26 protein-coding genes are annotated in these 26,363 nt (G+C 69.4%); 13 read left to right on the top strand and 13 right to left on the bottom strand.

The window, feature by feature from the left end; translation table 11 throughout:
* A partial coding sequence (locus tag D7X99_RS35975; protein WP_199756410.1) for an AHH domain-containing protein occupies positions 1-1,752 on the top strand: 1,752 nt, incomplete at its 5' end.
* A complete protein-coding gene (locus tag D7X99_RS43285; protein ID WP_171805526.1) occupies positions 1,749-2,399 on the top strand; it encodes a hypothetical protein in 651 nt (216 codons plus the stop codon). The genes D7X99_RS35975 and D7X99_RS43285, both read left to right, overlap by 4 nt.
* A 40-nt stretch (positions 2,400-2,439) precedes the next feature.
* Here the strand turns inward: D7X99_RS43285 and D7X99_RS35965 are convergent, their stop codons facing one another.
* The 6 genes from D7X99_RS35965 to D7X99_RS35940 all read right to left on the bottom strand — a co-directional run bounded on the left by D7X99_RS35965 (position 2,440) and on the right by D7X99_RS35940 (position 8,455).
* The gene (locus D7X99_RS35965; RefSeq protein WP_120575692.1) at positions 2,440-3,021 is read right to left on the bottom strand and encodes a dual specificity protein phosphatase family protein; all 582 of its coding nucleotides are present in this window, start codon (positions 3,019-3,021) and stop codon (positions 2,440-2,442) included.
* 19 nt (positions 3,022-3,040) lie between these two features.
* Entirely contained in the window at positions 3,041-4,036 is a 996-nt protein-coding gene (locus D7X99_RS35960; RefSeq protein WP_121781702.1) for a hypothetical protein, read from the bottom strand.
* Complete coding sequence (locus D7X99_RS35955; protein WP_120575690.1) at positions 4,026-5,267, bottom strand: GtrA family protein; 1,242 nt, start codon at positions 5,265-5,267, stop codon at positions 4,026-4,028. The genes D7X99_RS35960 and D7X99_RS35955 overlap by 11 nt, the downstream gene beginning before the upstream one ends.
* Complete coding sequence (locus D7X99_RS35950) at positions 5,260-6,195, bottom strand: phosphatase PAP2 family protein (protein WP_121781701.1); 936 nt, start codon at positions 6,193-6,195, stop codon at positions 5,260-5,262. The genes D7X99_RS35955 and D7X99_RS35950 overlap by 8 nt, the downstream gene beginning before the upstream one ends.
* Complete coding sequence (locus D7X99_RS35945; RefSeq protein ID WP_121781700.1) at positions 6,173-7,507, bottom strand: inositol-3-phosphate synthase; 1,335 nt, start codon at positions 7,505-7,507, stop codon at positions 6,173-6,175. Before D7X99_RS35945 ends, D7X99_RS35950 begins: the two co-directional genes overlap by 23 nt.
* Before the next feature lie 429 nt (positions 7,508-7,936).
* Positions 7,937-8,455 carry a pyridoxamine 5'-phosphate oxidase family protein gene (locus D7X99_RS35940; RefSeq protein WP_121781699.1) on the bottom strand — a complete coding sequence of 173 codons (519 nt, stop codon included), beginning with the start codon at positions 8,453-8,455 and terminating at the stop codon, positions 7,937-7,939.
* A 166-nt stretch (positions 8,456-8,621) separates the two neighbouring features.
* On the opposite strand from D7X99_RS35940, the gene D7X99_RS44550 reads away from it, so the two are divergent.
* The gene (locus D7X99_RS44550; RefSeq protein WP_121781698.1) at positions 8,622-9,116 is read left to right on the top strand and encodes a hypothetical protein; all 495 of its coding nucleotides are present in this window, start codon (positions 8,622-8,624) and stop codon (positions 9,114-9,116) included.
* 10 nt (positions 9,117-9,126) lie between these two features.
* On the opposite strand, the gene D7X99_RS35930 is transcribed toward D7X99_RS44550, so the two are convergent.
* On the bottom strand, positions 9,127-10,053 hold the full coding sequence (locus tag D7X99_RS35930) for an aldo/keto reductase (RefSeq protein ID WP_121781705.1): 927 nt from the start codon (positions 10,051-10,053) through the stop codon (positions 9,127-9,129).
* 125 nt (positions 10,054-10,178) lie between these two features.
* Here D7X99_RS35930 and D7X99_RS35925 point away from each other — a divergent pair, with 125 nt between their 5' ends.
* The 5 genes from D7X99_RS35925 to D7X99_RS35905 all read left to right on the top strand — a co-directional run bounded on the left by D7X99_RS35925 (position 10,179) and on the right by D7X99_RS35905 (position 15,512).
* Positions 10,179-11,597, top strand: coding sequence for a hypothetical protein (locus D7X99_RS35925; protein ID WP_121781697.1), 1,419 nt, complete (start codon positions 10,179-10,181; stop codon positions 11,595-11,597).
* 33 nt (positions 11,598-11,630) lie between these two features.
* The gene (locus tag D7X99_RS35920) at positions 11,631-12,473 is read left to right on the top strand and encodes a DUF2807 domain-containing protein (protein ID WP_121781696.1); all 843 of its coding nucleotides are present in this window, start codon (positions 11,631-11,633) and stop codon (positions 12,471-12,473) included.
* Between the two features lie 52 nt (positions 12,474-12,525).
* On the top strand, positions 12,526-13,533 hold the full coding sequence (locus tag D7X99_RS35915; RefSeq protein ID WP_121781695.1) for a zinc-dependent alcohol dehydrogenase family protein: 1,008 nt from the start codon (positions 12,526-12,528) through the stop codon (positions 13,531-13,533).
* Positions 13,534-13,613: 80 nt separating this feature from the next.
* Positions 13,614-15,020 carry a S41 family peptidase gene (locus tag D7X99_RS35910; protein ID WP_121781694.1) on the top strand — a complete coding sequence of 469 codons (1,407 nt, stop codon included), beginning with the start codon at positions 13,614-13,616 and terminating at the stop codon, positions 15,018-15,020.
* A gap of 156 nt (positions 15,021-15,176) precedes the next feature.
* Positions 15,177-15,512: an HPF/RaiA family ribosome-associated protein gene (locus D7X99_RS35905; RefSeq protein WP_121781693.1), complete on the top strand. Its 336-nt coding sequence runs from the start codon at positions 15,177-15,179 to the stop codon at positions 15,510-15,512.
* On the opposite strand, the gene D7X99_RS35900 is transcribed toward D7X99_RS35905, so the two are convergent.
* Together D7X99_RS35900 and D7X99_RS35895 are read right to left on the bottom strand one after the other, a co-directional pair.
* Entirely contained in the window at positions 15,513-16,652 is a 1,140-nt protein-coding gene (locus tag D7X99_RS35900; RefSeq protein ID WP_233613976.1) for an OprO/OprP family phosphate-selective porin, read from the bottom strand.
* A complete protein-coding gene (locus D7X99_RS35895; RefSeq protein WP_121781692.1) occupies positions 16,649-17,545 on the bottom strand; it encodes a hypothetical protein in 897 nt (298 codons plus the stop codon). The genes D7X99_RS35900 and D7X99_RS35895 overlap by 4 nt, the downstream gene beginning before the upstream one ends.
* Before the next feature lie 229 nt (positions 17,546-17,774).
* Between D7X99_RS35895 and D7X99_RS35890 the strand changes: the two genes are divergently transcribed.
* From D7X99_RS35890 to D7X99_RS35870, 5 genes are all read left to right on the top strand, one after another.
* The gene (locus tag D7X99_RS35890) at positions 17,775-18,860 is read left to right on the top strand and encodes an aldo/keto reductase (protein WP_121781691.1); all 1,086 of its coding nucleotides are present in this window, start codon (positions 17,775-17,777) and stop codon (positions 18,858-18,860) included.
* 208 nt (positions 18,861-19,068) lie between these two features.
* A complete protein-coding gene (locus D7X99_RS35885; RefSeq protein WP_158627123.1) occupies positions 19,069-20,625 on the top strand; it encodes an AgmX/PglI C-terminal domain-containing protein in 1,557 nt (518 codons plus the stop codon).
* Positions 20,626-20,702: 77 nt separating this feature from the next.
* Positions 20,703-21,053: a helix-turn-helix transcriptional regulator gene (locus tag D7X99_RS35880; RefSeq protein WP_121781689.1), complete on the top strand. Its 351-nt coding sequence runs from the start codon at positions 20,703-20,705 to the stop codon at positions 21,051-21,053.
* Complete coding sequence (locus D7X99_RS35875) at positions 21,050-21,544, top strand: SRPBCC domain-containing protein (RefSeq protein ID WP_121781688.1); 495 nt, start codon at positions 21,050-21,052, stop codon at positions 21,542-21,544. Before D7X99_RS35880 ends, D7X99_RS35875 begins: the two co-directional genes overlap by 4 nt.
* An 8-nt stretch (positions 21,545-21,552) precedes the next feature.
* The gene (locus D7X99_RS35870) at positions 21,553-21,873 is read left to right on the top strand and encodes a hypothetical protein (RefSeq protein WP_121781687.1); all 321 of its coding nucleotides are present in this window, start codon (positions 21,553-21,555) and stop codon (positions 21,871-21,873) included.
* On the opposite strand, the gene pdxA is transcribed toward D7X99_RS35870, so the two are convergent.
* From pdxA to D7X99_RS35850, 4 genes are all read right to left on the bottom strand, one after another.
* Positions 21,794-22,846 (bottom strand): 4-hydroxythreonine-4-phosphate dehydrogenase PdxA, encoded by a 1,053-nt coding sequence (gene pdxA, locus D7X99_RS35865; RefSeq protein ID WP_233613975.1) that lies wholly within the window; start codon positions 22,844-22,846, stop codon positions 21,794-21,796. The genes D7X99_RS35870 and pdxA overlap by 80 nt on opposite strands.
* A complete protein-coding gene (locus D7X99_RS35860; RefSeq protein WP_120579694.1) occupies positions 22,843-23,814 on the bottom strand; it encodes a peptidylprolyl isomerase in 972 nt (323 codons plus the stop codon). Before D7X99_RS35860 ends, pdxA begins: the two co-directional genes overlap by 4 nt.
* A gap of 61 nt (positions 23,815-23,875) precedes the next feature.
* Positions 23,876-24,883 (bottom strand): peptidyl-prolyl cis-trans isomerase, encoded by a 1,008-nt coding sequence (locus D7X99_RS35855; protein WP_120579695.1) that lies wholly within the window; start codon positions 24,881-24,883, stop codon positions 23,876-23,878.
* A 176-nt stretch (positions 24,884-25,059) separates the two neighbouring features.
* A complete protein-coding gene (locus D7X99_RS35850; protein ID WP_121781686.1) occupies positions 25,060-26,079 on the bottom strand; it encodes an alpha/beta hydrolase in 1,020 nt (339 codons plus the stop codon).
* Between the last annotated feature and the right edge of the window lie 284 nt (positions 26,080-26,363).

Below are 26,363 nucleotides of genomic sequence, written 5' to 3'. Positions count from 1 at the left end.
ACGCTCTATCAGGTCCGTCCAGGGGACCGCCTGGAGCCCATCGCCGCGCGCATCTACCGGCAGGCCATCCAGCCGGGGCGGGACCTGCGCTTCTACGAGAATGTCATTCATCACGTGAACGTGAAGAGTGGCCGCAAGGGGGTCCAGCGCATCGACGGTGACGTGCGGCTGGTCGCGGGCGAGCGCATCTGGCTGGTGAGCATCGCCTTCGCCAACCAGCTCCAGGGAATCGTGTCGAGCGGCTCCATCACCCACGAGGCGATGGCCATGGCGCGCAAGGCTGCCCGGCACCTGGAGGACGTCATCACCTCCGTGAGGCAGGCGGACCAGTTCTTCGGAGAGGTCACCGGCCAGTACGGCAAGGCCATCCTGGACAACTGGTTGGAGATCTCCGCGATGGTGGTGGGCTTCATCGCCGCGGAGGCGCTGTCCACCTTCCTGGCGGCGACGCCCACGGGGGTGGGACAGCTCGCGGCGGCGCTCATCCAACTGGGCCTGGCGGCGTTCGGGGCCCATGGTCTCATCGAGGCCGGAGGAGAGGCCCTGAAGCACGCGCAGCTGTGGCTCACCCAGGCCTGGGAGGCCAACGGCTCCTCGGAGAAACTCAAGGAAGCGAGCAAGTCCTTCCTCCGGATGCTGGTGAGCATCGCGATGGCGGCGCTGGCGCTGATGGGCGTGAAGACCAACGCGGGACGTGGGCTCAAGCTGATGACGTCCGTGAGAATCACCCCACCTCGCATCTACATGATGGCGGCGGCGGGTCCCGGCGGTGCCTATGCGGGCGTCCCCGTGTTCCAGCCGGGCTCCATCACCGCCGCCCCCGCCATCCCGGTGCCCTTCAATCCCTTGGGCTCCGGCACGCCGTTGCTGTCAAAGGCAGTCAAGGAAGGCGGGACGTCCAGGCCGGACCCCGAGCCCCCCCTGACCGAGCGCACGCTCAGTGACGCCGAGTTGGAGAAGCTGCTGGAGAAGCTCCCCAACTGGGACAAGCTCAAGGACTTCGTCGGACGCCGCATCCCGCAGGAAGGAACGCCGGAGTTCAACGCCTTCAAGCGGGAGCTCCAGGCCGCCGGATACCGCCTGGAGAAGTTGAGCTCGGACTCCCAGCCCTTCCGGCTGCGCCGTCCGGACGGGAAGGCCCTGGGCGACGAGTACGGGGCGCTCACGGTGACCGAAGAGGGATTGGTGGTGCTCAAGGCCGGCAAGGGCACGTCCCGCCTGAGCGTCTTCACCCGCTATCGGAAGAACTACCTGGACTGGGTGGAGAAGACCCAGGGCCCGGCGGCGCGGGCGGCGGCGGAGGTCCGGCTCTCCGCTGGCCATCCCATGCATCACCTCATCCCCGACGAGATCGCCCAGAAACACCCGCTGAGCCGTACCGCCATGGAGCGGCTCAAGGGCTATACGATTGACCGCGGGTCGAACATCCTCGACATGCATTCCGGGCTCAACGTGGAGGGCCAGCTCATCCACTCGGGCAGCCATCCCCTCTACAGCAAGTTCGTGCGTGCCCGGCTTGAACTTGCCTGGAAGGAACTGTCCAGAAAGGGTTCCCCCTCCAGTTGGACGCCCAAGGTCATCGAGGAGGCCATCCTCAAGGTCGAGAACGAGCTGCGCCAGGCCATCCAATCCGGGAGCCTGAAGGAGCCGGTGATCAAGGTGATTCAGGAGCAGCGCGGCGGTAGGGTGCTCACGGGGAAGAAGCTGGCCTTGTTGGAGCTGGCCTCCCACGGGGAGTCACACACCACATGATGTATGCGTTGGCGACGGATGCCTCCCACATCGAGGAGGATGCGGAAATCTACGACGTCAATCTCATCGAGTTCGACGGCTTCGAGTGCGTGACGTTCTTCGAACCTGGCATCGACTATCAGTGCCAGCAGGGCGCGCCCGGGGTCATGGAGTTCGTCGGCAATCTGGAGAGGATCGCCGGGCTCGACCACCTGTTCACCGCGCCCATGGGGTGGTTGCTCCTCTCCCGGCGTATGGTGCGCGTGCTCGAAGCAGTGGGCCCGTTCCGCCACCGCCTCATCCCCACGGTCATCTACTCGGAACGCATCAGGCACCTCGTGCAAAGCGGGTACCCCCGGAGGCGGACCTGGCATTCGGTGACGGACCCTGCGCTGAAGAACGAGGACTTCGTCATCCTCCAGTTGCTGGAGCAAACCGACTGCCTCGACCGGGAGCGCACCCTCGTGAAGGGCGTGCCCTTCCTCCGGTGGGACGAAGAGCTTTTGGGCGAAGATGACGCCGGACCACTCGTGCTCCGCCCGCCACCCGGAGGCTTCCCTCCCGTGTTCTTCGTCCCCGAGCTGGCCTTCTACTGCTACACCGAGGAAGCGCGTCAGGCGTGTGAGCAGGCGGGACTGAAGGGCCTGTGGTGGCGCCCCCAGCCTTGAGCCCGGCCGCCCAACCCCACGCCAGCTTCCGGCACGTTGCCTAAGCCGCCTTCTCCGGCACGCCCGTCCAAGCAGCCACGAAGTCCGCCAGTCCGCGCAGCTGCCGGTCGTTGAGCGTCGCCTGCCAGCGCGCATGGCGCACCGCCCGGTACGCCTCCGGCGCGTCCCAGCCGCGCGCCACCATCACCGCCAGCCCCATCAGCGGCCCGCGCCCCACGCCGTGCTCGCAGTGCGCGTACAGCACGCCGCCCGCGTCCAGCCGGGGCAGCGCCCAGCGCACCCCTTGCGACAGCTGCTCCACCGACGGCGGGTAGCGGTCCGTCACCGGCAGGCTGAGCAGCTCGATGCCCAGCGCCGCCAGCGCCTCGCGGTCGTCACAGCGCTCCGCGCGCAGGTCGATGACACAGGTGATGCCCCGGGCCTTCAGCTCGCCGTAGCGCGCGCGGGATACGCCGCCGCCCACGTGCAGCCATGGGTTCACCTGGGACACGTTGAGGGCGCGCTTGCCGGGCAGCTTGGTGGTCCACTCCACCCCGCGCGCCACCACTCGCAGCACCTGCTTGCGCACGAACCCCCGGACCCCGGGGACGTGATGCACCGACCGCAGCAACGACTCGCTCACGCTTGAAGACCCCTGCCGGCTACTCGCCTTCCACCGACACTTCCATCAACCCTTCCACCGGCGCCTTGCCCGGGCGCTCCATCACGCCCCGCAGCAGGTACGTCACCGGCGAGCCCACCACGGGCCGCACCAGTCCCCCCAGCATGCCCAGCGACTCCACGGGCGCGCTGCGCTGAAGCAGGGAGGTTCCACGCAACGTCAGCGCCGGCTTGCCGTCGCGGTCGGTGAGCTCCGCCCGCCACGTGCTCTTCTCCTTCGTGCCCGTCTGCGTGACCGTGAAGGACTCCAGGAGCCGCGCGGCCCCCTTGCCCTCCCAGACGTAGACAGGCGCGTAGTCGCCCTCCTGCCCCTCGCGCGCCAGCACCACCATGTGCTGCGGACCCTTCATCGCGCGGAAGCGCACCCAGCGCTTCGCCAGCTTCGCCGGCGCCACCGTGCTGCGCGAGTGGTCCGCGTACCCGCCGCCCGCCAGCGTCACCGCCGCGGACTTGGGCACCTGGAGCGTCACCTTCACGGGGCTCGCGCCCAGCAGCACCTCGTGGCGGTAGCGGTCCTTGCCGTTCTCCACCACGGAGCCCTCCGGCGACCACGGCTCGGGCTTCTTCGCGTACTCCAGCGTCACCCGCCCGTTGTCCAACGCCGCGTCCACCGTCAGGCCCGCGTCCGTCGCCTGGGCCGTGCACGTGCCCAACTTGAGCGTGTCCGTGTCGGGCGTATAGCCCCACTCCTTCGCCCCCATGCGTGTCTGCGGCGACCAGGCAGGCCTGCCCGGCCGCAGCACGGTGGCGCGGCAGATGCCCGTGCGCGACCCCGGGCCAATGTTCGTCACCGACAGGTTCACCGTCACATAGGTGCCGTCGTCCGCATCCGCCACGAAGGTGAAGCTCTCTCCGTACCGGTCGCTGGAGTCGAAGGACAACCCCAGCACGCCGCCCGCCGCCGCCACCCCCGGAAGCGAAAGCAGGGCCCCCACCAGCAGGGCCCTCAAACCGCGGGCGCGCGTGTCACGCCGCATGGGGCCGCTGCTCCAGGAGCTCGTCCGAGTTGTCGTTGAAGACGTAGTCGCGCTGCAGGGGCAGGTTCCACGCGAAGTACACGACGCCGCGCACCAGCCACCAACCCAGCGTGTACGCCAGCTGCGGGTGCAGCGTGAGCAGCGCCACGCCGCCCGCGTTGAGCAGCGCGCTGGTCGCGCTCACCAGCGTGTAGCGCGCCAGCTGCGGCGCCACCGCCCCCTGGCTGCGGAAGGTGATGACCCGGTTGATGGAGTAGTTCACCACGCCGCCCAGCACGCAGCCGGCCACCGTGGCCCACACCGGGGAGATGCCTCCCCACTCCACCATGCCCAGCACCGCCACGAAGTCCACCGCCGTGGCGATGGCGCCCGCCGCCGCGTTGAAGCCGAACAGCGCCACGCCCGAGCGCTGCTTCACCGGCTTCTTGGGCGTCAGGGCCCGCACCAGCGTGCGGAAGCGCGCCAGCGCCGTGACGTTGCTCAGGACGGCCACGAACACCAGGCCCGCCACCGCCAGCCAGTGCATGGGGTGCTTCTCCGTCGGCCAGAACAGCGCCTCCAGGATGGGCGACAGCGCCGTGCCCACGCCCAGGAACAGCACCCGCTCCAGCCGCTGCATCGCGCCGTCGCGCACGCTCACGCCCAGGCCTTCACCCTTGGCGCGCACGTACGGCACCAGCGAGGAGCCCATCAGCGCCCCCAGCGCGGGCAGCAGCACCCAGGTGTCCCGGTAGTACCAGGCCAGGCCCATCAGGATGGCGGAGTCCACGTACCGGTCCAGCACGGAGTCCAGCGCCGCGCCCGCGGGGTTGGCCTCCTTGCGGGTGCGCGCCACGCGGCCGTCCATCACGTCCAGCACGCCCGCCAGCAGGAACAGCCAGCCGCCCAGCGCGAACCGGCCCGCCGCCACCGCCACGCCGGACGACACGCCCAGCAGGCCCGACAGCATGGACAGCGCGTTGGCCGGAAGGCCGGAGCGCAGGAGCACCCGCCACAGCGGCTGGATGACCCAGAAGAAGTAGTGGCGCAGGAAGAAGCCCACCAGCACCGACTTGCCGCGCGTCAGTGTCTCCTCGTCTCGCGGGATGCCCTTGATGGCACAGCGGATACAGAAGAGCACCAGGCCCACGAGGAAGTAGGCGACCGCGAACAGCGCGGGCGCCAGCGCGGTCCAGATGCGCGCCGAAGGGGACAGGTCTCCACTGAGCAAGGCCAGCATGTTGTCATGCACGGGTGTTCCCTCCAGACGGCAGGGTCAAGGGCGCCACTCCTGGCGCTTCCATGGCCCGTCTTGCGAAGACAGCCCTCACGACGACGAAGGCCACGACCGCCGCGATGCTTCCCGCGAGCACGTCGAGGACATAGTGGTGCGTGAGATACACGGCGGAAAAAGCGACGAGCAGCGCGAACAGGATGGTGCCCACCCGCCACGCGGGGCCCTTGTGCCAGAGGACGAGCACCATCATCAGCGGGTAGGCCGCGTGCAGCGACGGCATGGCCCCGAAGACGTTGGGGTTCTTGGCGTAGAAGTTCGCGAAGTAGTGGATGCCGAAGAAGGCATCGAAGCGCGCGGTGCCCGCCGGACTGGGCGGCGCCGACAGGTCCGCGAGTCCCGGCCCGTACTTCAGCACGTACCAGGGGGGAGCCGCGGGGTAGATCACGTAGGTGACCACGCCAATGGCGTTCACCACGAAGAAGGCCCAGCACAGCTGTTCGAAGCGCACGTCCTTCTTGAAGAAGAACAACAGCGCCACGAGGAAGACCTCGTAGAGGTAGGCCGCGTAGGCCCAGCCGCACAGCAGGTCCAACGGTGTGTTGGAGTGACGCGACCACCACTCGGGCCAGTGCGTTCCGCCCGGGGCGGGGAACAGCAGCTTCTCCAGGTTCCACAGGTCGCCGGTGTGGATGGTGCCGCGCACCCCCAGCCACAGCGCCTGGCTGTCCAGGATCATACCGGTGAGCCACAGCGGGAACGCGCCGCGGAGGAACCGCCGCGGGCCGGCGCCGGCCCAGGCCAGCACCACCAGCAGCAGGTCCGCCGCGACGTGCTCCCACCGGACGCGTCCGGTGGAGACCACCAACGTGAAGTGGCCCGCCGCCATGACGGTGACGAGCCACTTGAACGCGGAGTCGTTCTTAGCGGGCGAGCGGGAGGTCATCCCCGTAGTAGTCCAGCCCCAGGTGGGTGATGGGCTCTTCGCCCGCGACGACGCGCAGCGTGTTCTTCAGCTTGGTCAGCTGGATGAACAGGTCGTGCTCCACCGGCAGACCCGCGTGGGCCATGGGGCTCTTGAAGTAGAAGGAAATCCACTCCTGGATGCCCCGCCACTCCATCCGCTTGGCCAGGTCCAGGAACAGCGCGATGTCCAGCACCAGCGGCGCCGCCAGGATGGAGTCGCGGCAGAGGAAGTTGATCTTGATCTGCATCGGGTAGCCCAGCCACCCGGTGATGTCGATGTTGTCCCAACCCTCCTTCGCGTCGCCGCGGGGCGGGTAGTAGTGGATCGACACCTTGTGCGAGTACTTGTTGTACAGCTCCGGGTACAGGTCCGGCTGCAGGATGGTGTCGAGCACGCTCGACTTGGTCACTTCCTTGGCCTTGAAGGCCTGGGGATCATCCAGCACCTCGCCGTCGCGGTTGCCCAGGATGTTGGTGGAGAACCACCCCTCCAGGCCCAGCATGCGCGCCTTGAGCGCGGGCGCGATGACCGTCTTCATCATCGTCTGGCCGCTCTTGAGGTCACGGCCCGCGACGGGCACGCCGTCCAGCTTGGCCAGCTCCTGCAGCGCCGGCGTGTCCACGGAGGCGTTCGGCGTCCCGTTGGCGAACGGCACGCCTTCCTTGATGGCCGCGTAGGTGTAGAGCGCCGTGGGGTTGATGTCCGGGCTGTTGGCGTCCAGCGCCTTCTCGAAGTTGGCCAGCGTCTGGAAGGCCTCCGGCAGCGGGCGGAAGGTCTCCACGCTGCTGCACACCACCATCACGGCGCGCTTGGCGTTGAGCTCCTTCTTGAAGTCCCGGATGTCCTGGCGGATGGCCTCGATGCTCTCGCGGTGCGTCTTCGTGGCCTTGATGTGGTTGGCCGCGATACGGCGCACGAACTCCGGATCATGCACGCCCGGCTTCGGCTTGATGCCCTGGAGGAAGGGCTTCACCTGCTCCAGGTGCTTGTCCGTCAGCACGCCCGAGCGCACGGCCACCTGGTAGGCGTCCTCGCTGATGATGTCCCACGCGCCGAAGACGACGTCTTCCAGCGTGGCCAGCGGCACCAGCTCCTTGAGCTTCACGGTGCGGCCGTCGGTGCGCTTGCCCAGGCGGGCCGTGCCCATCTGCGTGAGCGAGCCAATGGGGGCGCCCTTGCCCTGCCGCGCCAGCTCCACACCCGCCATCAGCGTGGTGGAAACCGCGCCCAGGCCCGGGATGAGCACCGCCAGCTTTCCCTCGGGCTTCGCGACCTTCTTCTTATTCTCCATCGTCCTGATTCCTTCGAATGGCGGGAAATCGCTCCGCCCAATGAGCGTCTCCGAGTCCGTTCCATCCGGCGCCGGCAAAGATGCCGGACGGAAGGTGGAAAATCTCGAAAGCGGATGGTTGATACTCTAAACCGTCTGTCACTTCAACGTGATGTGCGGACGGTTTGCGGCTCGTACCACGGCGGCGCTCGGCTGCATGACTCGGGCCGGGGCCCCGTTACAAGCCAGGACGAACGGCGCTGTCAGAGAAACAGCAACCATGGGGCAAAAGTCTCACCCACCACGGCGAGCTCCCTGGGGGCGCTCGCCGGGTGGGTCCAGGTGCGTCAGGTCTGAGGCTGTCCTGCTTTCACACACCCCCTGACACACGTGTCAGGATTTGAGAGCGTGGGAACCACCGGCCTTCCGGCGGCCCCGTTCGGGTTCCCGTCAGTTGCGGCGGGGGGCGCCCCGGTCGAGCTTCTGGTTGTCGCCCGGCTGGTACTTATCGCCGGTGAGGACGGCTTTCACGAACCCGACCAGCTGGACCATCTTGCTGTTGGGGGTGTCCCAGTACTCGGCCTTCTCGACGGAGACGCGCAGCAGGGCCAGGTTCGGATCATCCAGCCCCTGGGGGAACCAGGCCTTGAGGGCGGGGTTCCACAGCTCCTTCGCCTTGGCCTTGTCGCGGATCAGCGCGCAGCGGCCGCTGACGGACACGTACCTGTCCCGCGTGGGGTCTGAGTAGCCGAGGCTGACATGGTGGTCCTTCTGCACCTCGTCCACCTTGTGGGTGTGGTCGTTGGTGAAGAACCACAGCTCGCCGTCGAAGTCCTTGTCGTAGGTCCACATCGGCCGGCTGCGCAGGCTGCCGTCGGCGTCCACGGTCGTCATCATCGCGACCTTGATGCCGTGGATGAGCTTGCCCAGGTGCTCCACCACGTCCTGCGGACTCTTCGTCGTCGTCATGTGCTCGCCTCCCTTGGCGGTTGAAGGTAGGCAGCGGTCGGGCGGCGAACATCGTCCGCACCGCCGGGTCGGCACCCCGGCAGCCGGGCGTGTGATAGGGGGCGTGCCGGGCCCACTCGCTTGTTTCGTCTTTCGGAACGAGGCGCGACGGCCGGGAGCGACACGGATGCTGAAGACCGCGTGGAACGAGTGGAGCCTGAAGGCGCTGCAGCTGGAGACGGCCCTGCTGGCGCTGGAGGAGATTGAGCTGCCGGACGCGATGCACGCGCTCCAGGACGCGGCCCAGCAGAAGCTGCTGGAGCTGGCGCGGGCGTGGCAGAAGACGCAGCCCACGAAGGAGCCGCGCGAGTGGGCGCGCGAGGAGAAGGCGGGCGGCACGCCTCGCGACGAGGAGCTGGCGGACCTGGTGAAGGGCTTCCGCGAGGACGGCAAGACGTGGACGCTCTACCGCCTCACCAGCGACAAGAAGGAAGTGGTGGAGACGGTGGTGTCCGAAGGGCGCGCGTGCATGGCGGCGGGTGGCGAGTATTACCTGGGCCAGTGGGACGCGGAGGACGGCGTGCTGGAGGTGGGGCGCGACGACGAGGCCGGCGAGCCCGGCACCGGGCTGGTGCTGGAGCCGGGCGGTGAGCTGCGCTACTCGCCGTCGCCTGACCTGTAGTCCGGGCTGATCAAGCCTCGAAGAGCTTCACCATCCGCGCGCGCAGCTTCTCGTCGGGGAGCCGTCCGAAGCCCGCCTTCACGTTGTCCTCCAGGTGGGCGGGGTCGGACGTGGCGGGGATGGGGCAGTTCACGGCGGGGTGGCCCAGGATGAACTTGAGGAAGAACTGGGCCCAGCTGGAGCAGTCGAACTCCGCGGCCCAGTCCGGCAGGGGGCGGCCCTTCATCTTGCGGAAGAGGTTGCCCTTGTCGAAGGGCTCCATGACGAGCACTGCCACGCCGTGCTCCTTCGCCGCGGGCAGCAGGCGCGCTTCGGCGTCGCGCATCGCGAGCGAGTAGGGCAGCTGCACGAAGTCCAGCTTGCTGCCCTTGATGTGCTTCTCCAGGTCGTCGAAGGCGCTGCGCTGGTAGTGGGTGACGCCCACGTAGCGGAGCTTCTTCGCGGCCTTCATCTCCCGCAGCACGGGCAGGTGCACGTCCACGTCCAGCAGGTTGTGCACCTGCATCAGGTCCATGCGGCCGTGGCCCATCTTCTGGATTGAGGACTGGAGCTGCGCCGCCCCTTCCGCCTTGCCGCGCGTCCAGACCTTGGTGGCGAGGAACGGCGTCTTCTCCTGGCCAGACTGCTTCAGCAGGTCGCCCACGACGGCTTCTGAGCGGCCGTACATGGGGGATGAGTCGATGAGGCGCGCTCCCGAGTCGAAGAACTTCTGGAGGACCTGCGCCAGGGGCGCGCGTTCGTTCGCGGCGCCGCCGACGTCGAAGGTCTGCCAGGTGCCCATGCCGATGACGGGCAGGGCTTCGCCGGAGCTGGGGATGGGGCGGGTGAGCATGCGGGGACTCTGGGCCAGGGCGGAGAGGGACGGCGCGAGCGCGGCGCCGATGCCCGCCACCAGGACCTCGCGGCGGGAAGGGTGGGGAGGACGGGACGGGCGCATGGGGGAAGCGTAGCGGCCGGGAGCGCCGGACACCGGGCTTCGTGAGAGGCGAAGACGGGCAGGTGACAGTTCTGGAGGGGCGCGGTGTTCCCTTCGCCGAATCCTTTTTGAGGAAGGTCCAGGCGATGAAGCGCAAGGTCGCGGTGTGTGTCGGGGTGATGGTCGTGGTGGCGGCGGGAGCGGCCGGAGCCGAGGAGCGCACGGAAGGGACCGCTGCTCCGGAGTCACACTTCGCTCCCGTGCAGGAGGCACCGGCTCCCACGGCCGTCGCGATTCCTGTCGCGGCGCTGTCCCCCGCGCCCCTCGTGGAGGCCGCGACGGGCGGTGAGCCCGCGGGTGCCACGGTGGCGCAGCAGCGCTCGGACACGGAGGAGATCCACGTCCCGGTGGTGCTGATGGCCCTGCCGCACGTGAGCACGGCGGGTACGGCCACGGAGCGGCTGGTGACCACGTTCGCGTTGGGTGCGCTCGCGACGCATGCGAAGCGGGTGGATGGCGCGGCCATGTCCCTGGGCGCGAACTGGGTGGGCGAGGAGTTGTCCGGCGTGCAGCTCGCGCTGGGAGCCAACGTGGTGCGAGGCACCGCGTCCGGCGCGCAGTTCGCCACCGGCGGCAACATCGTCACGGGCGAGCTGGACGGCATCCAGGCCGCGGTGGGCCTCAACGTGGTGAAGGGCGCGGCGGCGGCCGGCCAGTTCTCCGTGGGCGGCAACGTGGTGGGCGGCGAGCTGTCCGGCGGCCAGTTCTCCGTGGGCGCGAACATCGCGGGCTCGGGTGGCGTGGGGGGCCAGTTCACGGTGGGCGCGAACATCGCGACCGCGCAGTTCAAGGGCGCGCAGTTCGCGGCGGGCGCGAACCTCGCTTCGACGATGTCGGGCCTCCAGGCCTCCTCGGGCTTCAACTACGCGGGCCGGATGGACGGCGCGCAGTTGTCGCTGCTCAACGTGGGCGGGGACGTGTCCGGCGCGCAGGTGGGGTTGGTCAACGTCGCGGGCAAGGTGGACGGCCTCCAGTTGGGGTTGATCAACGTGGCGCGTGAGTCCCAGGGCGAGGCGCTGGGGTTGCTCAGCTTCATCGGCAACGGTCAGGCGAACCTGCAGCTGTGGGCCAGCGACCTCGCGTACACCAACGTCGCGGTGAAGTTCGGCGGACGGCACTTCCACACGCTGCTGACGCTGGGCTTCAACCCGGGCACGGACACGCACCGCCGCCGTTACGTGGGAGGCATGGGCTTTGGCGCGCACATCCCCGCGGGGCCATTGTTCTTCGACCTGGATGTCATTGGCAGCGGCGTCCACACGGACAACCTCTTTCGCGATGGCGACGGCTTGAACGTGCTGGGACAGTTGCGGCTGGTGGCGGGTTGGCAGGTGGCGAAGCGGTTCGCGCTCATCGGCGGCGTCACCGGCAATACGCTGGTGACCTGGGACAACGGGGATCGTTGGGAGGAGCTGGGCATCGGGCCCGAGTGGCGCAGCGTCTCCGACGGGGGACGCACCACCGTGCGCGTGTGGCCGGGCGTCCTGCTGGGCGTGCAGATCTGACGCGGCATTCGATTCGAAGTCCGGGAGGGGAACATGTGGAAGCGTTTGGGAGTGGCCGCGCTCGCGGCGGGACTGCTGTCCGGCTGCTACTTCACCGACGAGATGCAGGGCGACGGCAACACCGTCACGGAGTCGCGCGTGGCCATCGACTTCTCCACCGTGGAGAACCGGGGCTCGATGGAGGTGGTGATTCGCGAGGGTGAGGTGCCGGACGTGAAGGTCACGCTGGATGAGAACCTCCAGCACCGCGTGCGCACCTTCGTGTCGCCCGGCAACACGCTGGTCATCGAGACAGACGGCTCGTTCGCGCCCCGGGGCCCGGCGCGCGTGGAGATCCTGGTGCCGCGCATGATTGGCGCGACGCAGGACGGCTCCGGGACCCTGCGCGTGGAAGGCTTCGAGCGGGCGAAGGAGGACGTGAAGCTGGTGGCGAAGGGCTCCGGCTCCCTGCGCTTCTGCGGCGGGGTGCGCACGCTGGATGCGAAGCTCAGCGGCTCCGGGAACATGGAGTTGTGCGCGGCCGGCGAAGGCATGGCCGAGTGGGTGGACCTGTCGCAGTCCGGCTCCGGCGACTTGAAGTTCGAGGGGGCCGCGAAGCATGTGCGCGCCCGGGTGGACGGCTCCGGCTTCACGACGCTCAAGGGCGTCACCAACCGGCTCGACGCCTGGCTGGATGGCAGCGGGGGTATCGGAGCCTCGGGCCTCCGGGCCGTGGACGTGAACATCACGTCGCAGGGCTCCGGCACCGTCTCCGCGTACGTGGACGGGGGCGGGGCGGTCGTCGTGCTCGACTCGTCAGGCAACGTGGACCTGTATGGCCATGCGCAGTCGACCCAGCTCCGGGTCAACGGCAGCGGCCGGGTCATCTGGCACTGACTAGCTTGTCCTCGACACCCGTGGAGTGCGCGGGTGGGGAGGCAGGCGGGCCATGTCAGGGACCATGCGGGCGATGGTGCTTCACGCACCCGGACAGCGCCTGCGGCAGGAGGAGCGGCCCATCCCGGAGCCCGGGCCGGAGCAGGTGTTGTTGAAGGTGCACGCCTGCGCGGTGTGCCGCACGGACCTGCACGTGGTGGATGGAGAGCTGACGCGCCCGAAGCTGCCGCTGGTGCCGGGCCACGAAATCGTGGCCACGGTGGTGGCGACGGGCGCGCGGGTGGAAGGCTTCGCCCCCGGGCGGCGCGTGGGCGTGCCGTGGTTGGGGTGGAGCTGCGGGCAGTGCCGCTTCTGCCGCTCCGGTCGGGAGAACCTCTGCGACACGGCGCGCTTCACCGGCTACGACATCGACGGGGGCTTCGCGGAGTACACCGTCGCGGATGCGCGCTTCTGCTTCCCACTGCCGCCGTCGTACCGCGACGTGGAGGCCGCGCCGCTGATGTGCGCGGGGCTCATCGGCTACCGCAGCCTGCGCATGGCGGGGGAGGGTCCCCGGCTGGGGCTGTATGGCTTTGGCGCCGCCGCGCACATCCTCATCCAGGTGGCGCGGCACCAGGGGCGCCGCGTGCATGCCTTCACGCGCGAGGGTGACGCCAAGGGTCAGGCCTTCGCGCGGGAACTGGGCGCGGTGTGGGCGGGAGGCTCGGACACGCCGCCGCCGGAGCCGCTGGACGCGGCCATCCTCTTCGCTCCCGTGGGCGCGCTGGTGCCCGCCGCGCTGAAGGCCGTGGACAAGGGCGGCGTGGTGGTGTGCGGCGGCATCCACATGAGTGACATCCCGTCCTTCCCCTATTCGGTGTTGTGGGAGGAGCGCGGGGTGCGCTCGGTGGCGAACCTCACGCGTCAGGACGCGATGGACTTCCTGGCGTTGGCGCCGCGAGTGCCCGTGCGCACGGAGGTCCAGGTGTTTCCCCTGTCCGCCGCGAACGAGGCGCTCCAGGCACTGCGCGAAGGCCGCGTGCGAGGGGCCGCGGTCTTGGACATGTCGGTGGCGGAGTAGGGCCGCGCTGGAGCGAGTGCCCGCGCGCAGCGGAGCCTCGCTCCTGGCAATGGAGCGAGGGGCCGTGTCGTAATCCAGGCATGCATCTCTTCCTCCTCGTGGGAGGCCTGCTGACGGCGGCCCCTTCCCCGTACCTGGACTCGCGGACCACCGGCGCCGCGTATTGCTACGACCCGGAGAGCCCCGTGCTGCACGAGGCCTTCCGCCGGCCGAAGCCCACGCCCGACACGCGCGTGGACAGCGCCGCGCTGGCGGAGGACGTGCGCTTCCTGCACCAGGTCCTGCGCACCACGTACTCCGGCTGGCCGGAGCTGCTCGCGCACCGCACCTTTGATCCGGATGCCTTCTTGCAGGACTGGAGCGCCAAGGTGGCCGCGTCCGGGCCCACCGTGTCCTTCCAGGACGGCGTGCTCACGCCGACCATCGCCGTCCGCGAGGCGCTGACGGACAACCACTTCGGTCCGTCCGGCCTCCTGAGCCTGCTGCGCGAGGAGCCACGGCTCGCCTTCCGCGAGTACCAGGCCGACGCAACTCCGGGACTCCAACTCACGTCCTGTGACGCGAACACCGTGGAGGGCGCGCAGGCGGACACGCTGCGGGTGGCGCCGGTGCTGAAGCCAGATGGCTCCCGCGCACAGCGGCTCACCGTGTCCGCGCGAGGCGGCGGCGATGCACGGACGCTCCGCTGCGGCGACACGTCTCTGCCGCTCAATGTCCGGCCGCCGCGTCCGGCCCGTGAGTTCGCGCCGAAGGACATCTACACGTACGAGCCGAAGGGCGACGTTGGCATCATCACGATCCGCCGCTTCTCCGGACCGCCGGAAGCGGAGGCAGGGCTGCGCCAGTTCGTCGCGGACGCGCCGAAGCACCGCAAGCACAAGCTGCTGGTGTTCGACCTGCGCGGCAACAGCGGCGGCAATGACGGCTACGTGTACGAGTGGCTGGACACGATGGTGCGCGGGCCGTGGTTCTCTTCCGGTGAGGTGTGGATGCACGGCGCCTTCTTCCCTTGCTTCGAATGGAACTCGCGCGTGCAGCGGCAGGCCATGGATGGACGGTTGGACACGCCGGAAGCGAAGGCTGAACGTGAAGCCATCCGGCCGAAGTGGCCCGTGAAGCCGGAGCCCTCGCGCCCCGTGTTCGACAGCGGCCGCGCGGAAGGCCATGCGAAGACGCCCTTCACCGGGCGCATCGTGGTGCTGGTGGACCGGGACTCCGCTTCGTCGGGAGAGAGTGGAGCCTACGCCCTGCACCGCGCCACGGGAGCGCCGCTGGTGGGCGAGCGGACCGGAGGCTTCCTCACCTACGGCAACGCGCCGAGCTTCGTCCTGCCGCGCACGGGGTTCGCGTGGGTGGTGCCCACCAAGCGCAACTACTTCGACGCCCCCGTGGAAGGCGTGGGACACGCCGTGCAGGTGTACCTGGACGCGGAGGACGTGGGGCGTCCCGTGGCGGAGCTGCTGCCTCGCTTGCGCAAGCTGCCATGAGTCAACGTGCCCCACGCACCGGGGCGCGTGTCCCGTCATGCCCCGTCAAAAGGGGGCCGTTATAGGTGTTTCGTGGGCCCGGGACGTTGGCCGGACCCATGCAATGCCTTGAATCCACACTGGCTCCAGAGCACGGAGTCCTACCCGAGGCGGACGATGAAGCGCGCACTGCGAATCACCTACCGGGGCATGGAAACGAGCGACACCCTCAGCGAGCACATCCGCGACCAGGCGGACAAGCTGGAGCAGTTCCACGACGGCATCACCGGCTGCAACGTGGTGGTGGAGGAGCCGCACCGCCACCACGCCCAGGGACACCACTTCCACGTCCGCGTGGAGCTGCACGTGCCGGGGAAGGACATCGTCGCGGACCGGGAGCCTCTGGAGTTCACGGCCCACGCGGATGCCTACCAGGCCGTCACCGACGCGTTCGAGGCCGCGCGGCGCCAGCTTCAGCACCACGTGGACCGCCAGCACGCACACCACCGCTAGTCATTGCAGGCTGACCGTGGTGCGCAGGAGCGCCAGGTACGACCAGTCGCGCGTGGGCATCTCCACGGGCGGCGTGTCGTAGTGGTTCACGTAGCCCGCGACGCCGAAGCCCAGGAATCGCGTGACCCACCAGTGGAACGCCAGCGCGCCGCCCGTGGTGCCTCCGGGCACCACGTCCGGTGCGCCCCGCCCCAGCCACAGCCGCTCCACGCGAGCGGCCAGCTCCAGTGAGCCGGAGGGGATGCCCTCCGAGCCCACGCCCGCGAGCGGCTCGGGCCACCGCGCCCCCTTGCGAGGCATGCCCCGGATCACCCAGGACGCCTCCACGCCCAGGCCCTGGCTGCTCATCGTGGGCAGGGACTCGCGCGGCGTGGCCGGGTTGCCGTCCGTGTCGCGCGAGCGGTGCTCCCACGCGGCGGCCGCCTGCACGTCCACGCGCACCGGACCCGCGTCCAGCCGCCCGTGCGCCTCCGTCACGGTGCGGTAGCCGGACACCGGAGGCGGCCGGTAGAAGAGGAAGTTCTGAGCCCCTCGCCCGCCAATGCCGGGCCGGTCGAAGGCGTCCTCCACGTGCGCGCCCGCGCCCACGCGGACTCCGGAGTGGCGCACGTCCAGGCGCACGTCCACGGAGGGCTGCGCGTTGTCGTTGCCCAGCGGGCTGCCGGAGCCGTTGCCCAGCCGCAGCCAGCCTTCCAGGGGCAGCGACGCGGGCGTCCACTGCACCTCCGCGCCCAGGTCGCGGCGGGCCCAGAACGCCGCCGTCACCAGTGGCAGTTCTGGGATGGGCAGCGTCTCGATGCTCTGGTCTCGCCCGGCGGGGAACAGCGGCGTCTTCGCGTAGCCCACGGAGAAGCGCAGCCCGTCGATGACGAGGAGGTCCACGTACGCGTCCAGCAGCGCGGGCTTCTCCTGCGCCCACTCCGCCGTGCCCACGGCGACCAGCCAGGGCACGGGCTGGCCTCGCCCGCCCAGACGCAGGCGCGCCAGGTTGAAGCCGTTGTGCCCTTCGATGTCGTCCGCGTGGACGCGGTAGTCCACCTCAGCCACGAAGGTGGGGGTGAAGCGCGGGTAGTTCTCCTCCTGCGCCAGGGCGGTTCCCGACGCGAGCAGGGCCAGCGTGAACAGGGAAGCGGACTTCATTCGAGCGGGATGATGCGCAGGGTGTGGTTCGTGCCGTCTTCCGGGGTGCCGTCATGGTCGGCGATGAAGAGGCGCTTGTTCTTCGCGTCGTAGGCCAGGCCGTGCGGCTCCTGGAAGCCGCCGGCCAGAACGCTGACCTCGCCCGTCTGGCGGATGCTCAGCACGGTGCCGTCGCGGCTGCCGGTGAGCAGCGTGTCGTTGGGGCCCACGGTCAGCAGGTCCGGGCTGTTCAGCGTGGCGAAGGCCACCAGCTGCGACGGCGCGGACAGCGGCGCGCGGTACACCTTGCCGGCGAGCTGGTCGCTGATGAACAGCGTGTCCTTCACCGCGAGCACACCCACGGGCTTCTGGAGTGCACCCACCACCTCCGTCTCGGTGCCGTCCAGCGTGAGGCGGGCCACGCTGCCCACGTTCACGTTGTTGTTGCGCACGAAGTAGCCGTCGTAGAGCTGCCCGTCCTCGGTGACGGTGATGCCAATGCGGCGGCGCACCGCGGGCAGGTTGGGGATGATGGCGGACGTGCCATCCGGCTTGACGTAGACGACGTCGCCCGCGGTGCCGCCGCCGAAGCGCACCACCACCAGCGTGCCGTCCGGCAGCCGTACGAGATCACCCAGGCCCGGGCCGTTCGCGGGCGCGGTGGGCAGGTCCGCCACCTTCGAGATGCCCTCGCCGTCGCGGTAGCGCAGCACGCGGTTGTTCTGGTCGTCGGCCATGTAGAGGGTCGCGCTCTCCGCGTCCCACAAGATGCCGTTGGGGTCGCCGTCCAAGGCAATGGTCTTGGGACCACGCTCGATGACCGGATTCTCGGAGGGGTTGTTCACCTCGGGGGACGACGAGCAACCCACGGCGGCCAGCGTCATGCCCAGCAGGGCAGGGAAGAGGATTCGCATGGAACAGCCTCCTATCGCAGGAGGGCGTGCCAGGGAACTCAGGCACCGGACATTGACCCGGCCCTGGGGGGCGCGCCGCCGCAGGGGCGTTGGAGCGCGCGGATGTCCGGCGTTGATCGGATGGGCGCGGGAGCGTGTCTGGCGTTGGACGGCCCGAGAGAAGGGCGGTTGGAGTGGTGAGGCGTCTGGGATTGGCTCCGCACGCTTTCCATCCGCGAGGGAACCGCCCATGTCGCTCGACCACTACGTCACCCTGGGCCGCTCTGGCCTGCGCGTCAGTCCCTTCTGCCTGGGCGCCATGACGTTCGGCGAGGACCTGGGCTGGGGCAGCAGCGTGGAGACGTCCAACGCCATCCTGGACCGCTTCATCGAGCGGGGCGGGAACTTCATCGACACGGCGAACGTGTACACGTTCGGGCACGCGGAGAAGATCATCGGGGACCACATCGGGAAGCATCCGGCGAAGCGCGACCGGGTGGTCATCGCCACGAAGTTCTTCGGCAACCTCTTCGAGAGGGATCCGAACGGCGGCGGCGCGGGCCGCAAGTCGGTGATGGCGGCGTGTGATGAATCGCTGCGCCGGCTGCAGACGGACTACATCGACCTGTACTGGATGCACGCCTGGGACGCGAACACGCCCATCGAGGAGACGATGCGGGCGCTGGACGACCTGGTGCGCTCCGGCAAGGTCCGCTACGTGGGCTTCTCCGACACGCCCGCATGGAAGGTGGCGCAGGCGCAGGTGACGGCCTTCTTCCGGGGCTGGGCGCCGCTGGTGGCGTTGCAGATCGAGTACTCGCTGCTGGAGCGCACGGTGGAGGGCGAGCTCATCCCGATGGCGCGCGAGCTGGGGCTGGGCGTGACGCCGTGGTCGCCGCTGCGCAGCGGAGTGCTGAGCGGCAAGTACACGCGGGAGAACGCGGGCAAGCAGAAGGCGGACCGGGGCGCGTGGGCGGAGGCGTCGCTCAACGAGAAGACCTACAGGCTCATCGACGTGCTCCAGCGCGTGGCGAAGGAGCAGAACACCTCGGTGGCGCGAGTGTCGCTGGCCTGGGTGCAGGGCCGGCCGGGCGTGGCGTCCACCATCCTGGGTGCGCGCACGCTGGAGCAGCTGGACAACAACCTGGGCGCGCTGGACGTGAAGCTCACGGCCGCGCAGGTGAAGGCGCTGGATGACGAATCCCAGCCCACGCTCAACTTCCCGGCGGCCTTCCTCCAGGGCGCGCCCTCCTTCATGCACGCGGGCCTGCGCGTGAACGGAGTCCAGGCCCCGCCCAGCAACCTGACGCCCAAGCCGGGTGCCCCTCGGTACTGATCATCTGGGGAAACCCAGACCCTGTCGGCACACCGGCGCACAGTGTGGAGTGCGGGGCCGTACGTTTCGGGCCCTGCGCGGGGGCAAATGATCGCTGGAGCGTTCACGGCTGGACGCTCGCGGTGGCGCGAACGGGGGTCGTTCCTAACATCGGCCCCCTGGCAGTGAGTCGGCGGTCTGGCGCGGTATGGGCGGCGGGGAGGGTGGCGTGAGCGAGCTACTGACGGGTGATGTGTCTTCGCGGGCGCAGGTGGGCGGTTCCGACTTCTCCCGCGACCCCGAGACCTTCGAAGCAGAGCTGGATGCGTACCTGGATCGCGCGCTCTCCTCCGAGACCTTCGAAGAAGAGGACCTCGTGCCGGAGTCCTTCGCGACCGGCCCGCTGCGCACGCTGCTCGACCTGGCCTCCACGGAGGAGACCTGGCTCCAGTCGCTGCCGCCGCCGTCCAACGACAACGTGGAGCCCCAGCTCACGCTGTCCGCCGAGGCCGCGAACTTCGTCATCCCGGAGTGGCTGCGCGCGGATGAGTCCCCGTCCAGCACCTCCCAGGAGAACTCCTGTGGCGCCGTGACGTCGTGGGATGCCTCGCCGCCGTCGCCCGCCTGGGCCACGCCCGGTTCTCCGGCCGAGGCCTACGCGCCGCAGCCGTGGATGCCGTACGCGCCCGTGGCGCCGGAGCCGCCGCCCGCCATCGCTGATGCGTCCACGCGCATCCTCGGCATGAGCCCCATGTCCTTCGTCAGCGCCGTGGCGATGGGCGCGCTCGCCGCGGGCCTCCTCGTCGTCGCGGGCCTGCGCCTCACGTCGAAGGATGAGACGCAGCCCGCGCCGCAAGCACAGGTCCTGAACAGCACCCCCGTGGCCGCGCCGGGCACCGCGACGACTCAGCCGGGCACCGTCGCCGCGCGGATCGGCGCTCCGGGCACCCAGGGCTTCGCGACGACCCAACCGGGCACGCAGGGCTTCTACGGTGTCCCCGGCACCCAGTTGGCCACGCCGGACTTCTCGCAGTCCATCGCAGGCGGCGTGAACACTCCTGCCCTGACGGACGCGCAGCGCGCCGCGCAGGCCCTCACTCCGAACACGCCCGTCCTCGCGGGCCCCGCGAGCGCGGGCCTGACCACCGGCCTGCACACGCTGGCTCCGGACCCCACGCCGTCCACGCAGCCCGCTCCGGTGACGCCGAAGAAGGCCCCCGTGGCCCAGCGCGCGGCCACGCTCGAAGCGCCCGAGGACACCGGCGAGGCCCGTGAGATGTCCTTCGGTAGCGAAATCTCCGAGGAGGAAATGGCTCGGGCCCGTCAGGCCGCCGCCGAAGCCGAGGCCGAGGAAGCCGCGCAGCCCGGATCCGAAATCGACGAGGACTTCGCCCGCGAGCTCGGCTTCACCGACGAAGCGGAGTCCCCGGAAGCCTCCGCCTCCAAGCAGGCCCAGGAGAAGACCGTCTACATCCCGCCGGCCCCGACCTCCGAGCGCGAGCAGCTCGCGCCCTCGGACATCACCAACGTGGTCGTCACCCACCAGCCCGCCATCGCCACCTGCGTCCAGAACTTCAAGACCGGCACCGCGCTGGAGAACGGCGGCCGCTTCCAGATGCGCTGGTCCGTGGACACCGCCGGCACCGTCTCCGGTGTGGCCATGGAGACCGATACCCTGAAGGGCTCTCCGCTCGCCGGCTGCATCGAGGACCAGGTGCGCGGCTGGAAGTTCCCCGTGCACCGCGTCGCCATGAACACCCCCGTCCACTACCCCTTCGTCTTCTAGCCCGCCCGCTCCCCCACCAGGCCCACGCGAAGGGCCCTGGACAATCGGAACATTCACGGATATGTATATACACGTCCATGAATGTTGACGTCTTCCAGACCCTGGCCGACCCCACGCGCCGCCGCATCATCGAGGCGCTGAAGGGCGGCGAGCTTGCGGTGAACGACCTGGTGGAGCGGGTAGACATCCAGCAGTCGGGTGTCTCCCGTCATCTGGGGATCCTCCAGGAGGCGGGCTTCGTCCAGGTCCGCCCCGAGGGCACGAAGCGGCTGTACTCGCTTCGCCCGGAGCCCTTTCAGGAGCTCGATGCCTGGGTCACCGGGTATCGCAGCCTCTGGGAGGCCCGCCTCGACCGGTTCGGCCAGGCGCTCGAGCGAAGACGCAAGGCACGCACGGACGCCCCCAAATCCGAGGAAGACCCCACATGACGACCCCGACCGAAACCGCGAAGCGCAGCACCGTCACCTTCGACCGCAGCTATCAGGCGACGCTCGACGAGGTCTGGGAGCTGTGGACCACGAAGGACGGCTTCGAGTCCTGGTGGGGCCCGGAGGGCTTCTCCGTGAAGGTGCACGAGCTGAACGCGCGCCCCGAAGGCTTGCTGCGCTACGACATGATCGCCACCGCGCCGGAACAGGTCGCCTTCATGAAGCAGGCGGGCATGCCCCTCTCCAGCCCCAGCAGCCTCACGTACACGGAGCTGACGCCGAAGACGCGGCTCGCGTACCGGCACGCGGTGGACTTCATCCCCGGCGTCGCGCCGTACACCGTCTCCACGGCGGTGGAGTTCGAGGCGAAGGGCGACACCGTGCGGATGGTCGTCACGTCCGACGCCATGCACAGCAAGGAGTGGACGGAGCGGGCCTCCATGGGCATGGAGAGCCAGCTCAACAAGCTCAACAAGCGGTTCCAGCGCTAGACTGGCGCATGGCCGCGCGGGAGGACCCAGACCCCATCGAGTTGCACCTGTGTCACCGTTGCCTGATGCGGCTGCCGGTGGACGCGGGCGGGGTGGACCTTCCGCGCCGGGTGCGTGAAGCCCTCAAGGCCCACGGCCTGGCGGCCAGGACGCAGCTCATCCCCGCGTCCTGCCTGGGTCACTGCCCCACGGGGAAGGTCACGGTGCTCGTGGTCCCCGACGCCACGGCGCGGGGCTCGCACGCGAAGCTCATCGACCCGAAGGAGGACGGCGAGGACCTCGCGAAGCACCTGTCTGCCCGGCTCCCGAAGAAAGCCGGGCCGCCTTGAGCAGGGCTTCCATCATGGGCACGCAGCTCGCGGTCCCCGTGCCGGCAATCGCATAGGCGGTGCCGTGGTCCGGCGACGTGCGAGGCACCGGCAGGCCCAGCGTCACGTTCACCGTGCGCTCGAAGTCCAGCGCCTTGGCCGGGATGAGACCCTGGTCGTGGTACATGGCCAGCACCACGTCGTACTTCGCGCCCACCTCGTCAGGCCGCGCGAACAGGCCATCCGCGGGGATGGGCCCGTGCGCATCCACCCGCTTCGCCCGAGCGAGGCGGATGGCGGGACCAATCACCTCCACCTCTTCACGCCCCAGCATCCCGCCCTCGCCCGCATGCGGGTTGAGGCCCAGTACGGCGATGCGCGGCTTGCGGCCCACCACCGGCCGCAGGCTGCGCGAGAGCAATTGAAGCTGCGCCACCAGCTTCTCCACCGTCAGCAGCTTCGGCAGCGCGGAGATGGGGACGTGGTTCGTCGCCAGCGCGATGCGCACGCGAGGCCCGTCCATCATCATCAACACGTCCACGCCGAACGCGTCCGCCAGCACCTCCGTGTGGCCCATGAACGGGATGCCCGCGCGCGAAATCTCCTCTTTCGACACGGGCGCGGTGCACAGCGCGTCCACCGTCCCGGCGCGCATCGCGTCGATGGCGGCCCGCACGTACGCGTACTGCGCCTTGCCGCCTTCGCGCGTGGGCTTGCCCGGCACGCGGTGCTTCGCGGGAAGGTGCGTCACCTCCACCACCGCCGGCCCCTCCGTGCGGCCCAGTTCCTCCAGGGCCACGCGAGGGAAGCGGCGGAAGAGGGGAAAGCCATCCAGCGTGGGCCCGTCCCCGAACACGACCGGCACCAGCGCGCGGCGCACCGCGGGCTTCGCCAGCGCCAGGGCCGTCACCTCCGGCCCGATGCCCGACACGTCCCCCAGCGAGATGCCCACGCGGGGGCGCGCGTCCGTCGTGGACACCGGGCGCGGGCTCACATCTTCACTTCGACGTTGGCCTTCGAGCGCAGCTCCTGGACGTACTGGTCCAGGAACTTCTCCGTCTTCTCGTTGAGGAGCTTGGACTCCAGCTTGGGCTTCATCTCCTCGAAGGAGGCCACGGCGATGTTGCGGCGCTCCTCCACCTTCAGGATGTGCCAGCCGAAGTTGGTGCGGATGGGCTCGCTGACTTCACCCTCCTTGAGGTTGAAGGCGGCCTTCTCGAAGGCGGGCACCATCACGCCGCGCTTGAAGTAGCCCAGGTCGCCGCCGTCCGACGCGCTGGGGCCCTCGCTGCGGGCGCGCGCCAGGGCGGAGAAGTCCATGCCCGGCCGGCGGGCCTCCTGCGCGATGCCCTCCGCCTTCTGCTTCGCGGCGGCCACCTGCTCCGGCGTGGCCTTGGCGTCCACCTGCACCAGGATGTGGCGGGCGTGCACCTCCACATCCTCGGTCTCCAGGCGCGTGTACTGCGTGTACGCGGCCTTCAGGTCCTCCTCGGTGACCTTCACCTTGGGACCCACCTTCATGCGCAGCAGCTTGTCGCGGACCACGCGCTTGCGGAGCATGTCCTTGTAGCCGGCGAGCGTGAAGCCCTCGTTCTTGAGCAGCTGCTCGAACTGGCTCATGTCGCTGACGTTGTTCTGCTTGAGCACGTCCTGCACCAGCTCATCCACCTCCGCCTCGGTGGTGGTGATGCCCAGCTGCTGGACCTCCGACTCCATCAGCTTCTCGCCGATGAGCGTGTCCAGCGCGGTCTTCATCAGCTGCGCGCGGGCCTCGGCGCGCTTGTGCGGGTCGATTTCGGAGTTCACGCGCTGGAGCTCCGGCGCGGCGCGCTGCTGCACCTCCGACAGCGGGATGACGTCGCGGTTCACCACCGCCGCCACCTTGTCCACCAGCTCCGCGCGGGCGGACGTCGCCCCCGTGAAGAGCATCACCGCCGCCAGGAACGCCACCAGGTTCTTCATCGCAACGACCCTCTTGAGACAAACGCCGGGAGCCCAACAGGCCCGCTCCCGGAAAAGTCCTTCACTTCGCCGCCTGCGGCGCCGGCCGCCCGCGGATGGTCTGCAGCGTGGCCTCGTTCACCACCACCTGGGCCTTGTCGCGCAGCTCCTTCTCGAAGGCCTCCTGCGCCGCCGCCCGCTTGGCCTCCAAGAGGCGCCCCTCCACCTTCCCGCGCACCTCCACCAGCTCCCGCTTCCTCGCCGACCTGCGCTCCAGCACCTTGAACAGGTGGTAGCCGTACTCCGTGGACACCACGTCCGAAACCTGCCCCACCCCCAGCTTGAATACCACCTCGTCGAAGGCCGGAGGCATCTGTCCCCGGGGGAAGAAGCCCAGGTCGCCCCCCACCTTGGCGTCCGCGCTGAGCGAATAGCGCCGGGCGAGGTCGGAGAACTTCTTGCCCGCCTTGAGCTGCACCTGGAGCCTGCGCGCCTCGTCCAGCCCCTTCACCACCATCTGCGCGGCGTGGACCTCCTCCGGCTCCTGGAAGTCCGCCTCGTGCGCCGCGTAGTACGCGCGCAGCTCCTCCTCCGTCACCGCCACGCGCGAATAGACGTGGTTGGTGAAGAGCTTCTCGATGGTGAGCCGGCTCGCCTCGCGCGCGCGCAGCTCCGCCATGGACAGCTGCCCCTGGGCGAGCACTTCGTTGAAGTTGCCCGCCGGGTAGTCGCCGGACAGCCGCAGCACGCCGCGGTCCACCTCTTCGGGCGTCACGGCGATGTTGTTCTGCTTCGCGGCCTGGAGCAGCAGCATCCGCTTCACGAGCGTGTCCACGAGCGCCCGCTTGAAGGGCTCCACCTCCTCGGGCGTGGGCTCCGGCCCCTCCGTGGTGGCCAGCTCCCGCCCCAGCTCCTGTTCGAAGTCCGTCCGGCTGAGCGACTCGCCGTTCACGGTGGCCACCACCGTGGGGTCCGGACCCTCCTGGGCCTGCGGCCGGCAGCCCGTCAGCCCCAGGACTCCGAGGGCCGCTCCAAGGGCAACGACAGCGGACCACGACAGCAAGGAGGCGCGGAAGGAAGCGGGACGCATGCGCTGAGGCCTCGGGGGAGGGGACAGGGGACCTTCCACGGTGGTGCCAGGCCGCGGGGCTTTCAAGCGGGACGTCACGGCCGGGATGGGAAGCGAACGGATGGGCCCATGGGACGGCCTCCCGGGTAGCACGCCGGGCGGGCCCGGACAACCGGCCCTCCCGGAGGGCTTTTCCTCTAGAGCGGGGTGGCGTTGGAGGACAGGAAGGCCTCCACCTGGGGAAAGATTTCGTCCGGCGCCTTGCGGCCCAGAATCAGGTCCGCGTGGCCGTAGTCCGCCTCGAAGCCATGGCCGCGGCCGGCGACCAGCATCTTCACGGGGCCGCCCAGGTGCTCCTTCGCCCGGGCCACGGCCAGCGGCGGCGCGAGCAGGTCCCGGCTGCCGGCGATGAGCAGGAAGGGAATCTTCACCCCGGCGAGCGGCTCGCGGTAGTCGAAGCTGCCGTCAAACGACGTGAACTGGCTGGTGGTGATCCACCGGGCGAACTGCCGTCCCACGCCCCCGGCCACGTCCGCCGGCACGTTGGCCAGGGCCCAGCGCACCACCTGCGGATCCATGTTGTCCGCCAGCATCATGTACCGGGTGAGCGGCCCCGGAGGCGCCCCGAAGAAGGCGATGCTGGTGACGCGCCGGGTGGGGATGACCTTGAGCTTGAGCAGGGGCTCCAGCCGCTGCACGAACGCTCGCAAGCCCGGCTGCACGGCGAAGGTGAAGGGCGCACCCAGGGAGACGGCCGCCTTCACCGGCGCCTGGGGGTTCTTGGCCAGGTGGGCATAGAGCATCAGGCCGCCCTTGGAGTGGCCCACCCACAGCACTTGCTGGGCACCGGTGGACATCACGGTGCGCAAAGCCGTTCTCACGTCGTGCTCGGCCTGGTCGTCGAAGTTCCAGTCCGCGCAGGCCCCGGCGAGCCCCCGGCCGCGCAGCTCGATGACCCAGGTCTCGAACCCCGCCCGCGCCAGGTAGCGCGCCAGGCTGTACTGCTCGTTGAAGTCCATGTGGAAGCGGTTGGCTCCCAGCCCGTGGCACAGCAGGACGGGCTCCGCGAACCGGCGCTCCCCTCGAGGGTGATAGCGCCCCAGCGCGATGGACGCTCCGTCGTCCGTGGGCACCCGGTACAGCTCGTCCGGCTTGAACGTGAGGGTCAGCAACCCCTCCTTGCTCCGCTCCACCGCCTTGGTGAAGAGGTCCGCCATCCGGCTCAACCGGGGTGCTGATGCCTGTCGTGATGTCACGCCTTCATTCTACGCCCGTCGCCCGGCCGATGCCGGTGTGTCGCACGCGGACTTTGGAGGACCGGCAGGACAGTTGCAGGGGATGTGTGTCCATCGCGGGGAGGTCGTGGAAATGGGGCAGGGCCGGGGTTTCAGGGAAGTGTTGTCGTCCTTCATCGCCACAGTTTTTCCCACAGACACACTGCTGGGGGCCTTGAAGGTGATGGAGCGGCACCACGTGCAGGTGGTGGGGGTGGTGGGAGCAG

Source organism: Corallococcus sp. AB032C (assembly GCF_003668935.1).
GTDB classification, from domain to species: Bacteria; Myxococcota; Myxococcia; order Myxococcales; family Myxococcaceae; genus Corallococcus; species Corallococcus exiguus.
This window is presented reverse-complemented; position numbering and strand designations above follow the sequence as displayed.

What these genes read in the sequence shown, in the direction of transcription:
- D7X99_RS43285 (WP_171805526.1), top strand. Translation starts at nt 1,749, where the DNA reads ATGATGTATGCGTTGGCGACGGATGCCTCCCACATCGAGGAGGATGCG.
- D7X99_RS35960 (WP_121781702.1), bottom strand. Translation starts at nt 4,036, where the DNA reads ATGCGGCGTGACACGCGCGCCCGCGGTTTGAGGGCCCTGCTGGTGGGG.
- D7X99_RS35950 (WP_121781701.1), bottom strand. Translation starts at nt 6,195, where the DNA reads ATGACCTCCCGCTCGCCCGCTAAGAACGACTCCGCGTTCAAGTGGCTC.
- D7X99_RS35945 (WP_121781700.1), bottom strand. Translation starts at nt 7,507, where the DNA reads ATGGAGAATAAGAAGAAGGTCGCGAAGCCCGAGGGAAAGCTGGCGGTG.
- D7X99_RS35940 (WP_121781699.1), bottom strand. Translation starts at nt 8,455, where the DNA reads ATGACGACGACGAAGAGTCCGCAGGACGTGGTGGAGCACCTGGGCAAG.
- D7X99_RS44550 (WP_121781698.1), top strand. Translation starts at nt 8,622, where the DNA reads ATGCTGAAGACCGCGTGGAACGAGTGGAGCCTGAAGGCGCTGCAGCTG.
- D7X99_RS35930 (WP_121781705.1), bottom strand. Translation starts at nt 10,053, where the DNA reads ATGCGCCCGTCCCGTCCTCCCCACCCTTCCCGCCGCGAGGTCCTGGTG.
- D7X99_RS35925 (WP_121781697.1), top strand. Translation starts at nt 10,179, where the DNA reads ATGAAGCGCAAGGTCGCGGTGTGTGTCGGGGTGATGGTCGTGGTGGCG.
- D7X99_RS35920 (WP_121781696.1), top strand. Translation starts at nt 11,631, where the DNA reads ATGTGGAAGCGTTTGGGAGTGGCCGCGCTCGCGGCGGGACTGCTGTCC.
- D7X99_RS35915 (WP_121781695.1), top strand. Translation starts at nt 12,526, where the DNA reads ATGTCAGGGACCATGCGGGCGATGGTGCTTCACGCACCCGGACAGCGC.
- D7X99_RS35910 (WP_121781694.1), top strand. Translation starts at nt 13,614, where the DNA reads ATGCATCTCTTCCTCCTCGTGGGAGGCCTGCTGACGGCGGCCCCTTCC.
- D7X99_RS35905 (WP_121781693.1), top strand. Translation starts at nt 15,177, where the DNA reads ATGAAGCGCGCACTGCGAATCACCTACCGGGGCATGGAAACGAGCGAC.
- D7X99_RS35900 (WP_233613976.1), bottom strand. Translation starts at nt 16,652, where the DNA reads ATGAAGTCCGCTTCCCTGTTCACGCTGGCCCTGCTCGCGTCGGGAACC.
- D7X99_RS35895 (WP_121781692.1), bottom strand. Translation starts at nt 17,545, where the DNA reads ATGCGAATCCTCTTCCCTGCCCTGCTGGGCATGACGCTGGCCGCCGTG.
- D7X99_RS35890 (WP_121781691.1), top strand. Translation starts at nt 17,775, where the DNA reads ATGTCGCTCGACCACTACGTCACCCTGGGCCGCTCTGGCCTGCGCGTC.
- D7X99_RS35880 (WP_121781689.1), top strand. Translation starts at nt 20,703, where the DNA reads ATGAATGTTGACGTCTTCCAGACCCTGGCCGACCCCACGCGCCGCCGC.
- D7X99_RS35875 (WP_121781688.1), top strand. Translation starts at nt 21,050, where the DNA reads ATGACGACCCCGACCGAAACCGCGAAGCGCAGCACCGTCACCTTCGAC.
- D7X99_RS35870 (WP_121781687.1), top strand. Translation starts at nt 21,553, where the DNA reads ATGGCCGCGCGGGAGGACCCAGACCCCATCGAGTTGCACCTGTGTCAC.
- D7X99_RS35860 (WP_120579694.1), bottom strand. Translation starts at nt 23,814, where the DNA reads ATGAAGAACCTGGTGGCGTTCCTGGCGGCGGTGATGCTCTTCACGGGG.
- D7X99_RS35855 (WP_120579695.1), bottom strand. Translation starts at nt 24,883, where the DNA reads ATGCGTCCCGCTTCCTTCCGCGCCTCCTTGCTGTCGTGGTCCGCTGTC.
- D7X99_RS35850 (WP_121781686.1), bottom strand. Translation starts at nt 26,079, where the DNA reads ATGGCGGACCTCTTCACCAAGGCGGTGGAGCGGAGCAAGGAGGGGTTG.